10 protein-coding genes are annotated in these 12,077 nt (G+C 64.4%); 7 read left to right on the plus strand and 3 right to left on the minus strand.

The window, feature by feature from the left end; translation table 11 throughout:
• Positions 1-105 precede the first annotated feature (105 nt).
• Positions 106-1,029, plus strand: coding sequence for an aldo/keto reductase (locus HNQ40_RS06235; RefSeq protein WP_184677018.1), 924 nt, complete (start codon positions 106-108; stop codon positions 1,027-1,029).
• A 49-nt stretch (positions 1,030-1,078) separates the two neighbouring features.
• Here HNQ40_RS06235 and HNQ40_RS06240 read toward each other — a convergent pair whose 3' ends face one another.
• The 3 genes from HNQ40_RS06240 to HNQ40_RS06250 all read right to left on the minus strand — a co-directional run bounded on the left by HNQ40_RS06240 (position 1,079) and on the right by HNQ40_RS06250 (position 3,715).
• Complete coding sequence (locus HNQ40_RS06240) at positions 1,079-1,999, minus strand: DUF5718 family protein (protein ID WP_390675682.1); 921 nt, start codon at positions 1,997-1,999, stop codon at positions 1,079-1,081.
• Positions 2,000-2,136: 137 nt separating this feature from the next.
• Positions 2,137-2,550 carry a YraN family protein gene (locus HNQ40_RS06245; RefSeq protein WP_184677020.1) on the minus strand — a complete coding sequence of 138 codons (414 nt, stop codon included), beginning with the start codon at positions 2,548-2,550 and terminating at the stop codon, positions 2,137-2,139.
• A gap of 40 nt (positions 2,551-2,590) precedes the next feature.
• On the minus strand, positions 2,591-3,715 hold the full coding sequence (locus HNQ40_RS06250) for a peptidyl-prolyl cis-trans isomerase (RefSeq protein WP_184677021.1): 1,125 nt from the start codon (positions 3,713-3,715) through the stop codon (positions 2,591-2,593).
• A gap of 510 nt (positions 3,716-4,225) precedes the next feature.
• Between HNQ40_RS06250 and HNQ40_RS06255 the strand changes: the two genes are divergently transcribed.
• The 6 genes from HNQ40_RS06255 (at position 4,226) to HNQ40_RS06280 (ending at position 12,072) form a co-directional block, all read left to right on the plus strand.
• Entirely contained in the window at positions 4,226-4,531 is a 306-nt protein-coding gene (locus HNQ40_RS06255; RefSeq protein WP_184677022.1) for a hypothetical protein, read from the plus strand.
• A gap of 300 nt (positions 4,532-4,831) precedes the next feature.
• A complete protein-coding gene (locus tag HNQ40_RS06260; RefSeq protein ID WP_315852763.1) occupies positions 4,832-5,671 on the plus strand; it encodes a cytochrome c3 family protein in 840 nt (279 codons plus the stop codon).
• Positions 5,668-9,087, plus strand: coding sequence for a TAT-variant-translocated molybdopterin oxidoreductase (locus HNQ40_RS06265; RefSeq protein WP_184677023.1), 3,420 nt, complete (start codon positions 5,668-5,670; stop codon positions 9,085-9,087). The genes HNQ40_RS06260 and HNQ40_RS06265 overlap by 4 nt, the downstream gene beginning before the upstream one ends.
• A gap of 7 nt (positions 9,088-9,094) precedes the next feature.
• Entirely contained in the window at positions 9,095-10,561 is a 1,467-nt protein-coding gene (nrfD, locus tag HNQ40_RS06270) for an NrfD/PsrC family molybdoenzyme membrane anchor subunit (RefSeq protein ID WP_184677024.1), read from the plus strand.
• A complete protein-coding gene (locus HNQ40_RS06275) occupies positions 10,561-11,190 on the plus strand; it encodes a DUF3341 domain-containing protein (RefSeq protein ID WP_184677025.1) in 630 nt (209 codons plus the stop codon). The genes nrfD and HNQ40_RS06275 overlap by 1 nt, the downstream gene beginning before the upstream one ends.
• Before the next feature lie 93 nt (positions 11,191-11,283).
• Positions 11,284-12,072: a c-type cytochrome gene (locus HNQ40_RS06280; RefSeq protein WP_184677026.1), complete on the plus strand. Its 789-nt coding sequence runs from the start codon at positions 11,284-11,286 to the stop codon at positions 12,070-12,072.
• Positions 12,073-12,077 lie beyond the last annotated feature (5 nt).

Consider the following 12,077-nt stretch of genomic DNA (forward strand, 5'->3'; position numbering starts at 1 on the left):
TTTATTTTTTCGTTTCATGGTATTCATGCCTTCCTCCACGTCTCCGTGCCTCCGCGCTCTCCGTGATAAGCGAAGCGCTGCATTAAACATCCCCAGAAACCAACCATGAAAACCACCACCCTCGGCCGAACGGGCCTTGAAGTTTCGATCGCCGGGCTGGGATGCGGCGGGCACTCGCGCCTCGGCATCTCCTACGGCAAAGACTTTGACCACGCGGTCGGCGTCCTCCGCCGCGCGATCGAGCTGGGCGTCAACTTCATCGACACCGCGACCAACTACCAGACCGAGCCCCACGTCGCCCGCGCTATCGCCGAGGTGCCGCGCGACTCGGTCGTGATCTCTTCCAAGTGCGGCGTCGCCGACGAGCAGGGCCTACTCACCGGCGACGCCTACGTCGCCAAACTCGAAGCCAGCCTCCAACGACTCGAAACCGACTACGTCGACATCTACCACCTCCACGGCCTGCAGCCCACGCACTGCGACCACGCGCTGCAAGAGATCGTCCCCGCCCTGCAACGCGCGAAGGAACAGGGCAAGCTGCGCCACCTCGCCGTGAGCGAAGCGTTCGAGACCGACCGCGGGCACAAGACCCTGAAGCGCGTGCTGGACGCCGACGTGTTCGACGTGATGATGGTGGGGTTCAACCCGCTCAACCCCTCGGCCCGCCGCGACGTGTTTCCCGCCACCCTAAAGCAAGGCGTGGGCACGCTCGGCATGTTTGCCGTCCGCCAAGCACTCACGCGACCTGAACGCCTGCGCGAAGTGGTCGCCGAGCTGATCGAAGCGGGGAAGATCGACCCGCAGACCGTCGACCACGACGACCCGCTGGGCTTCCTCGGCGATGTCACCGACGCGGGCTACCGCTTCTCCGCCCACGAACCCGGGCTCGACGTCGTGCTCTTCGGCACAGGCAACCCCGAGCACCTCGAAACCAATCTCCAGTCCATCAACGCCGACCCGCTTCCGGCCGAGCAGCACGCGAAATTGACCGAGTTGTTTGGGCAGCTCGACACGCACTCGGGGAATTGAACCTGCCGAGCACACGGCGATCTGCGATCGCCCGCTAAACGACGCGGGGTTACGGCCGGGCGATAACGCGCTGCCGCAGCAGCGAACACGTCGCGGCTTCGCGCAGCGGCAGGTCGTTTTTCATCAGCGCCGCTTCGATCCCCGCGGTGTTGTGCAGGCGCTGGTCGTAAGCGACGACGATCGAGTCGTCGCCGGGCTGGAGGAAGGTGGTTTCGCCGAGCTCGGTGTAGCGGGTGGCGCCGATGCTGATGACCGCGCGGTGGGGGTGGCCCGCCACGGCGAGCCATTGCGCGAGGTCTTCGAGCGGGCCTTCGTCTTGCTGGGTGTTGAAGCGTTCGATGAGCCAGTCGAGCAGCTGCTGATACATGTAGCCGTAGCCGTCGGGCCCGGCGACGGGTGAGTCTTCGCCGTAGGTGTGCAGCTCGCCGTCGCGGAGCAGGTAACACGCCACGCGGAAGTGCTGGAGGATGCCGGCCTCGTCGAAGGAATCGAGAAGCAGCCATTGGTCGGACGCGAGGCCCTTGGTGTTGGGGCCCCAGTTCTTCTTCTGGCTGATCTTGGTCGCATCCGGGCGGCGGGTGGAGCAGTCGTTGTAGGCGGCGCAGTGGGTTGGGCGGATGGCGGTGACTTGCTGGGCGTCGTCGTAGCTCAGTTCGCAGAGCAACGCGAGCTCGGGTTCGATCTGGAGGTTGGCGGCCTGGCCCTGGATATCGCCGGGGTGTTCGATGGTGTCGGGGGAGAGGGGGAAGGTGTGGAGGAAGTGGGATCCGGGGCTTTGTCGCTGCGCTCCGCAGCCCTCGGCTTGGGGGGTAGGGTTGTCCTGGGCTTGGGGGACGTAGAAGGGGAAGACGCCTTTGGGGGCGCCGGCGGCGGCTTGGATGTTGACGAAGTCCGAGGCTTCGCCGGCCTGTTCGAGGTGGCCGGTGAAGTTGCCCGCGACGCCGAAGCCGATGAGGGTCTGCAGATCGATCATTCAGGGAAGATAGCGGGTTTGATTGCGCGGTGTGGACATGGCGATCTGCGATCGCCCGCAAAACGAAACACAAAACGTCATGGCCGCGCTTCTGCGTCTCTGCGCCCTCCGCGATCAATGAAGCGCCGCCTTGGTCACACCCGCGACGCAAACGCGCCGACGTGGTGACGGATCACCGGGTCGCCCTGCTCGGGGAACTCCACGGCGATGACATCGAAACGGAACGGCCGATCGGTCAATCGATAGCGACGCGCGAGCTGCGCGGTCAGCGCCACGATCTTGCGTTGCTTGGCGGGCGTGACGTGCAGCTCGGGCGGGAAGCGTTCGTTGGCGGAGCCGGCTTTCACTTCAACCACCACTACCGTTCGGCCGTCGGGCGCGAGCGCCAGCAGGTCGATCTCGCCAAATCGGTTTCGCAGGTTGCGCGCAAGCACGCGGTAGCCGTGTTTCTTGAGGTGTTGGGCCGCGAGATGTTCGCCGGCTCGGCCACGTCGGCGGTGGGCACCGCGCATCGGGGCGACGAACAGGTGCGCGAATCTTTGAAACATGGAGTACCCCAGAAGATGTGCCGACGCGGGAAACGTGTTGTCACTGAGAGGCGTAGCGTGCCACCGCGATTTCCAATACCGCTTCGGTCATGCGCTGCTCGTCGGTGAAGCTGGCACCGCGGCGCAGCTTTTCGCCGAGCTCGAGTTGGAGTTGGCGTTCTTGCTGGGTGCGCAGGGCACGTTCGATGTCGACCTGTGCTTCAAAGAGCGTGCGGGTCTCGGGCCGATCGAGCGAGGCGATGTAGATGAACCAGTCCTGGCCGCGGTTGGGCAGCGGGCCGACCCACTCCCCCGCTTCAAGGGGTTGGATCGCCTCGTTGATATTGGCCTCGAACATGTCGTCGCCTTCGAGCGCGAGTTTCATGTCGCCGCCGCGGAAGGCGTTGCGGTCGTCGAGGGCGAGTTCGCTGAACGGCACGCCCGCTTCGAGTTGTTCGGTGAACCACTCGCTGTCGGGCGGGCTGGCGGAGTAGATCAAGTTGACTTCGCGTTTGGGCGGCGGGTTGAACGTTTCGTAGTTGTCGCGGTAGAAGCGTTCGATGTCGCGGCGGGTGACGTTAATCAACGGCCGGAGGTTGCGCTCGAGGTAGGTGCTGATGGTGATCTGGGTACGGATGTCGCGGAGGTTTTCCTGGAGCGTCTTGCCGGTCTGCTCGAGGATCTGCCGTTCGGCCAGTGCGAGCGAGCCCTGGCCGTAGCGGCGCATCAGTTCTTCGCGTCGGCTGGCGACGAAGAGTTCCAGGCCCCCGCGCTGGGCGGGGCTGAGGCTGCGGTTGGCTTCGTCTTGGATCAGTGCGTCCTGAACCAGACCCCGCACCTGCTCGAAGATCAGTGCCGTCGCTTGATCGCGGAACGACCGCGCGGGCAGGCGACGGCCGAGGCTGGCGAGTTGTTCTTCCATGCCCGAGAGCACGTGGTGGGCGTAGATGGGTTGGCCGGCGATCTGGCCGACCATCGCCTCGACCGGCGGGATGGGTTCTTCGTCGGCTTGCGGTTCATCCACCTCGGTGAGCGATTCACGAGCCGCCGGGGCCGGCTCGGTGCGCACGATGTCGGGGACGCGCGGAGTCTCGGGGTTCTTGCTCTGGCAGCCGAGCACGATGCTGCAAACGCCCGCCAGGACCGCCCAGCGCCAAGCTCTAGGATTTAAAGCGATGCTCAACATGGGGATAGCATACCGGGCTGAGGGGCGGGAGGCGGCCCGGGCCGAGGCTGGCCCGAGACTAGGGTGAACACCCGAGGTGGGGGCACAAAAAAAGCGACGAGTGGGCCGAAGCCCAACTCGCCGCCTTCCGGGGGCAATGTTGATATGCGGAGTATAGCTCAGGCATAGGAGCCCTGTAGATCGGGAATACCCGCATTTCTCCTTTTCGTCTGACGGGCGCTCACATCTTTAATATTAACGTGAGGGGCCCGCCCCACCCGCATTTTGGCTAAAAGCGGCCCCTAGCGGGAATCCCGAGGGCCGATACACTATGCATCACCCCTAAACGCTGGCCCTTTCGCCCTTTGGATCGCGTTCAAAACACCAACCAGGCAGGACATTATGAACGAATCAACCACAAGCTCTCCACATTGTGCGATTTCCCGTCGGGCCTGGATGCGTTGGGGGCTGTTGACCGGGATCAGCGCGGTGAGCATGGCGGTGCTGCTTCCGCTCGCTGAATCGACACAAATGAATGACACAACTTGGTTTATTGCACCAGTACTCTGGCTGCTGCTCGCCGTTCCCGCCACGGTTGGGGTGTACGGGCACAGCTTCCGCAACCCCTCGGGCCTGGGCGAGGACGCGGACCGCCACGCGGCGGAAGAGTATCTGCGGGGCTCGACCTCGGTTTGGTCGGTGCTGACCGCGGGCGTGATGCTGTCGCTGGTCGCTTGCCTGCTGGCCGGTGCCGCGTCGCCGGGGGTTTGGCCGGGGGCGTTGATGTTGATGCTTCTGATGTTGGCCCGGCCGACCTCATCAGCCAGCGCTTCCTGATTACGGAGTGTTCTGCCGACACCGCGATCAGCTCATTTCACCGACTCACCACCCGCTGCAAGAGACGATCGAACGCCTCGTCTTTCTGCGACTTGGTATCAAAAAGACTCTACATATTCGGACTCATTTTTCGGCTTTGTCATGGCCGATGAATGTCGTTAACCTGACGCGTGTTGCAGGGGGTCAGCACAGCTCGAGGGAGGACCGGTCGTCGGTAAAGACGTCGACGTTCATGGTTCCATCATCCTTGTGCCCGCCTGATTCCCTTACCCGACCGACCTATTGGCCAGGCAATCTCACGTGACTGATCAAGAACAATCCAACGCTAAATTCGTTTTCCCTCGCTGGGCAAACTACCTGCTCCCGCTCATTCTGCTGGGGGCCATGGGTGGTGCGGTGTATGTCCCGGCGGTTGTCGGGCTGGGGCTCAACCCCAACACCCTCAACCAGAACTACCAGCCCAAGCAGCCGATCCCGTACAGCCACGAGCTGCACGTCGGTCAGCTCGGCCTGGACTGTACGTACTGCCACACCTCGGTGAACCAGGCCGGCTTCGCGGCGATCCCGCCGGTCGAAACCTGCATCACCTGCCACAACCCCGGCGCGGGCTCGGGCGTGAAGAAGCTCAGCCCCAAACTCGAACCCCTCCACCGCGCTTACCTGCCCTACCTCGACCGCGACACCGGCTACCCCACCACCGAAGCCGGCCCCGAAGACCGCCCCAACCTCACCAACCCCGACCAGGGCAAGCCGATCGAATGGATCAAGGTCCACGACATCGCCGACTACGCCTACTTCAACCACTCGGCCCACGTGACCAAGGGTGTGTCCTGCGTGTCCTGTCACGGCCGGGTCGACCGCATGGGTGAAGAAGGCGTGTACCAAGTCGAAAACCTCTCGATGGGCTGGTGCCTCGAATGCCACCGCGCTCCCGAGAAACACCTGCGTCCGCCCAGCGAAGTGACCAACCTGTCGTGGACCCCGCTCGACGACCCCGAAGTCATCGAAGCGATCAAGGCGGGCGAGATCAAAGAAGGCGACGTCGACGCCGCCCAATTGCTCGTCGGCCTCCGCGTCAAAGAACAGTACAACGTCCACAACGCTGCTTACATGCAGTCCTGCTCCACGTGCCACCGATGATTGAACCCAACCTCACCGCAAGCGAAGACCTGCAGGGCCAGCGTTACTGGCGCAGCCTCGACGAGTACTCCAACAGCCCCGAGCTCCTGGAGAAGATCGCGCAGGAGTTCCCCGAGTACGACCCCGACGAACTGTTGGGGATGTCGCGCCGCAAGTTCATGAAGCTCGCCGGCGCCTCGATGGCCCTGGCCGGCCTGACCCTCACCGGTTGCCGCCGTTGGCCCAAGGAAAAAGTCGTTGCCCACAACGCGCGTCCCGAGGGCACCCTGCCCGGCGTGCCCGAGACCTACGCCTCGATGCTGCAACGCGGCGGCGTGGCGAACGGCCTGTTTGTCACCAGCTTCGACGGCCGGCCGATCAACGTCGCCGGCAGCCCGCTGCACCCGATCGTGGGCGACGCCGAGCGTTACGCCGCGGGCGACCTGCAGTACGGCTCGGCGGATGTGTTCACCCTCGCCAGCCTCCTGGATATGTACGATCCCGACCGCAGCCGGTCGGTGAAGAAGTACAGCGAAGGCGAAGGCAAGGGCAAGCGTTCGTCGTGGGAAGAGTTTGCCGGCGCGGTTTCGGGGCTCAAGGCCGACAGCAAGATCGCCGTGCTCAGCGAAGCCCAATCGGGCCCCGCGTTCGCCGACGTCAAGAAGCGTTTCCTCAAGCACTTCCCGCAGGCGACCTGGACCACCTGGGAGCCGCTGCACCGCGACAGCGAAATCGAGGGCTCGGGTCTGGCTTTCGGCCAAGCGCTACGTGCTCAGTACGACGCCTCCAAGGCGATGGTGCTCGCCACGTTCGACAGCGACTTCCTCAGCGACCACCCCGCCTCGGCGAAGCACGCCCGCGGCTGGGCGAAGCTGCGTAAGAGCTGCGACGAAGGCAAGATGAGCCGGGTGTATGCCGTGGCGCCGGCGCTGAGCGTCACCTCGTCAAACGCCGACGTGCACCTGCAGGTCAAGCCCTCGACGATCGCCGCGATGCTCGAAGCGCTGGCGGTTGAGATCGGCGTCAGCGGCCTGAACTCGACCATCAGCCTCGGCGAAGCCGAGTCGCTCTTCGTCAAGAAGCTCGCCAAGGACCTCAAGGAACACAAGGGCGAATCGCTGGTCGTCGTCGGCCCCAGCCAACCCGCCGCGGTCCACGCCCTGGCGTGGTCGATCAACGAAACGCTGGGCAACCTGCACAAGACCGTGATGCTCACCCAAGAGCCCGCGGGCGACAAGCTCTGCGTAGACGAGATTGCCGAGCTCACCGACAAGCTCAACGCCGGTGAAGTCGACACGCTGCTCATCCTCGGCGGCAACCCGGTCTTCGACGCCCCGGCCGACCTCGGCTTCGCCGAAGCCCTGGCCAAGGCCGAAACCTCGATCCACCTGGGTCTCTACGAAAACGAAACCTCGGTCTCCTGCGGTTGGCACCTGCCCGAAGCGCACTATCTCGAGTGCTGGGGCGACGGCCGGGCGTGGGACGGCACGATCTGCCTGCAGCAACCGATCATCGAGCCGTTGTTCGGAGGCAAGTCGCCGATCGAAGTCCTGGCCATGATCGGCCACGACGACGCGACCGAAGGCTACGACCTGGTGCGTCGCGCCTGGTCGGCCGCGATCAAGGCGGGTCAATACGACGTGGCGACCTCGGCCTGGCCGGGCGGCCCCGTCGACAACTCGGCGGAAAACGCCTGGCGTGTCGCGGTCCACGACGGCCTGCTGGCCGGCACCGCGTTCCCGCTGGTCAACGCCAAGACCGTCGGCGCGAGCGGCACCAGCGTCGTCGCCACGACCGAAGCCATGCAGATCGCTTTCCGTCAGGACCCCAAGGTCTACGACGGCCGCTACGCCAACAACGGCTGGCTGCAAGAGCTGCCCGAAACCATCACCAAGATCACCTGGGACAACCCCGCCTGGGTCAGCGTGCAAGACGCGCTGGACCACGACCTCAAGAACGGCGACGTGATCAACATCAAGATCGACGACCGCGAGCTCGACTGTGCGGTCATGATCACCCCCGGCCAAGCGCCCGGCGTGGTCGTGCTGACCGTCGGCCAAGGCCGTAGCTGGGGCGGACGCATCGCCACCGGCGTAGGCTTCAACACCTACACCCTCCGCGGCACCACCACCCAGGGCTGTGCCTACTCGGCCCAGATCAAGAAGACCGGCCAGACCCACCCGCTGGCCACCACCGAGATCCACCACCTCATCGACACCGGCAAGCTCGGCCCCGACGCCCTGAGCGGCGGCAAGGACCGCGATGGCAGCGGCGCGATGGCCGCATGGGCCCTCGACAAACGGGTCGGCAAAAAGCCCGGCGACGAAGGCTACATCGTCAAGCAAACCAGCTTCGCCGACTACAAGAAATACCTCCAGAAGCTCGACAAGGACCCCAAGGCCCTGTCGTTCGCCAACGACGACGCCCACGGCGACCTGTCGCTGCAGCTCTACGACGCTCCGCTGGCTGAAGAGTTTGCCGAGCGTGCCAAGGAGCTGATGGAGAAGTACCCCGAGGAAGTCGCCGACGGCTGGACCCCCAAGCAGCAGTTCAACGACAAGCACGCCTGGGGCATGACCATCGACATGACCGCGTGCACGGGCTGCAACGCCTGCGTGATCGCGTGTCAGTCGGAGAACAACGTGCCGATCGTCGGCAAAGACCAGGTAATGATGTCGCGCGAGATGCAGTGGATCCGCATCGACAGCTACTACCGCGGCAAGCCGCAGGCGACCAAGAACTTCAAGGTCAGCAAGGACGACAAAGAAGTCGTCGACGCGGTGCACATGCCCGTGACCTGCGTGCACTGCGAGAACGCCCCGTGCGAACAGGTCTGCCCCGTGGCGGCGACGGTGCACGACACCGAGGGCCTGAACACCATGGTGTACAACCGCTGCATCGGCACGCGGTACTGCTCCAACAACTGCCCGTACAAGGTCCGCCGGTTCAACTACTTCGACTACCACTCGAAGCTCGACTCGGCCAGCTTCCGCAACACCGGCAAGGACGGCGGCCTGAGCAACAGCCCCTGGCTGAAGATGCCCGACCAGCAGCCCGGCGACGTGATCGACCAGATCCGCCGCATGGTGTTCAACCCCGACGTGACCGTGCGGATGCGCGGCGTGATGGAGAAGTGCACCTACTGCACCCAACGCATCCAACGCGCCAAGATCGAAGCCAAGGCCCGCTGGGCGGAGGCCAAGACCGCCGGCCAAGAGGTCGACGACTACCCCTACGTCGACGACGGCAAGCTCACGACCGCCTGCCAGGGCGCCTGCCCGACCGAGGCGATCACCTTCGGCAACCTCAACGACCCCAAGGCGAAGGTCGCGCAGATTCAAAGCAAGAACAAGCGTGCCTACAAGCTGCTCTCCGAACTGAACTCACGACCCCGGACCCAGCACATGGGCTTGGTCCGCAACCCGGTGAAGGCCTGATCCGACTATGGCAACCCTGACCCCCGGCTCCATCATTACCCAGCGCGTGGACAACACCCACGACGACCCGACGCACCGCGCCCCGCTGGTGCTCGGCGGCAAAGACTTCATGGGCGTCACCGACGCCGTGGCCGTCAACGCCGAACGCAAAGCCCACCTGATCTGGCTGATCTGCTTCCTGATCTCCGCATCGGGGGCCGGCCTGTTCTTCGGGCTCATCGGCTACCTCTTCGCCACCGGCGTCGGGGTCTGGGGCAACAACCAGCCCATCGCCTGGGGCTTCCCCATCATCAACTTCGTGTTCTGGGTCGGCATCGGCCACGCCGGTACGCTGATCTCCGCGGTCCTGTTCCTCTTCCGCCAGAACTGGCGGACCTCCATCAACCGCTTCGCCGAGGCGATGACCATCTTCGCGGTCATCTGCGCCGGCATCTTCCCCGGCATCCACGTTGGCCGACCCTGGCTCGCCTACTGGCTGTTCCCCATCCCCAACCAGATGGCGATGTGGCCGCAGTTCCGATCGCCCCTGCTGTGGGACGTCTTCGCGGTGTCGACCTACGCCTCGGTGTCGCTGCTGTTCTGGTACACCGGCATGGTGCCCGACCTCGCCACCCTGCGTGACCGGGCCAAGGGCAAGATCAGCCAGATCGCCTACGGCATCGCGTCGCTGGGCTGGAACGGCTCGTCCCGCCACTGGCACCGCTTCGAGCGGGCCTACATCCTGCTCGCCGCCCTCTGTACGCCGCTGGTGCTCTCGGTGCACTCGGTCGTTTCGTTCGACTTCGCCGTGGCTCAGCTCCCCGGCTGGCACACCACCGTGTTCCCGCCCTACTTCGTCGCGGGTGCGATCTACGGCGGCTTCGCCATGGTGCTCACCCTCGCGGTGCCCTGCCGCGTGTGGTTCGGCCTTAAGGACATCATCACCGAGCGCCACATCGACAACTGCTGCAAGGTCATGCTCGGCGTCGGGATGATCTGTACCTACGCCTACGTCCTGGAATTCTTTGTCGCGTGGTACTCGGGCCACCACTACGAGCAGTTCATCTTCGCCAACCGCGCCGCGGGCAGCTCCGCCCCGGGCTTCTGGTCGCTGATCATCCTCAACTGTGTGATCCCGCAGATCCTGTGGTACCGGCCGTTCCGCCGCCACTGGCTGCCGATCATGATCGCCGCGATGGCGGTGAACATCGGCATGTGGTTCGAACGCTACGTCATCGTGGTGTCCTCGCTCTCGCGTGACTTCATGCCCGGCAGCTGGGCCGACTTCAAGCCCACCTGGGTCGATATCTGGATGTTCGTCGGCAGCTTCGGCTTGTTCCTGACCAACTTCCTCTTGTTCCTGAAGTTCCTGCCAATCGTCGCCATCGCTGAAGTCAAGACCGTGATGCCCGAGGCCCACCACCACCCGCACCACGACGACGATCACGGCGACCACGCCGAAGAAGAAACCCACTCGAATGGAGAGGCTCACTAATGTCAGTCATTGACGCCCCCATCACCGAATCCCTGCCCCAGGAAGCCGCCGTCGGCGACGACGTGAAGGTCTACGGCATCATCGCCGAGTACGACAACGTCGGCGACGTGATCGAAGCGACCCAGGCCGCCTACGACGCGGGCTACCGCAAGATGGACGTGCACTCGCCGTTCCCGATCCACGGCATCGACGAGGCGCTGGGCGTGAAGCCCACCATCCTGCCCTGGCTCGTGCTGGGCATGGGCCTGACGGGCATGACCACCGGCATCCTGCTGACCACGTTCACGATGACCGACTTCATGCCGGTGCCCGACGCGGTGCCGACGAACTTCGAGGGCTACCGCTACCTGATCTCGGGCAAGCCGTTCAACAGCTTCGCGGCGTTCATCCCGGTGATCTTCGAGCTGACGATCATGTTCAGCGCCTACACAGCGGTGTTCGCGATGTTCCTGCTCAACAAGCTGCCGCTGCTGTACCACCCGCTGTTCAACAGCAAGCACTTCCGCCGGGCGACGCAAGACCGCTTCTTCCTGGCGATCGAGAGCCAGGACCGCAACTTCGACGCCGACCAGACCGCGGCGTTCCTGAAAGAACACAAGGCACTGTCTACCGAACTGATCAACGAATGAAAAAGGGTTGAGGCATGAGAGGTGAGGCTTGAGCGAGCCGATCCCCACGACCACGACTCAAGCCTCGGACCTCAAACCTCAAGAACCGACACCATGTTTGACCCCCGCCTCTTTTTGCCCAAGCCCCCCATGTGGATGATCGCCATCGCGATCCTCTTCGTGGTCGGTTCGTGGATCCCGCTGACCGCGATCTTCAAGTACACGCAGTCGAAGCACGAGAAGCCCCGCATCCACCTGTTCCAGGACATGGACAACCAGCCCAAGCTCAAGGCCCAGGCCGCCTCGCCGATCTTCGCCGACGGCCGGGCGATGCGTCCCGAGGTGCCCGGCACCATCCGCCGCGGCGAGCTCCGCGACGATACCGAGTTCGAGCTGGGCTACACCGTCAAGAAAGACGGCGACAGCTACGCCCCGGTGTTCATCTCCGGCATGCCCGACGCGGCCGAAGTCGACCAGTTCTTCCTGGCCCGCGGCCAAAAGAAGTTCGACACCTTCTGCTACCCCTGCCACGGCAAAGCCGGCTACGGCGACGGCCCGGTCAACCAACGCGCCACCGAACTGGTCAGCGGCGACCAAACCCTGTCCTACGGCACCCAGTGGGTCCCCTCGGCCAACCTCAACAACGTGCAAGACGGCAAGCTCCAATTCGGCGCTGATGTCTACCCCAACGGCCAGCTGTTCAACGTGATCACTCACGGCAAGGCCAACATGGCCGGCTACGGCCACGCGATCCCGGTCGAAGACCGCTGGGCGATCGTCGCCTACGTCCGGGCGTTGCAACTGTCCCAGAACGCCGGCGCCGCCAAGGTCGCGATGGACCTCGCCGCCAACTCGAACACGCAAACCGCTGAAGCTAACGAGCTCGGCGTCACCTCGGAGTAAGCCCC

This window comes from Algisphaera agarilytica, from assembly GCF_014207595.1.
Lineage (GTDB): Bacteria > Planctomycetota > Phycisphaerae > Phycisphaerales > Phycisphaeraceae > Algisphaera > Algisphaera agarilytica.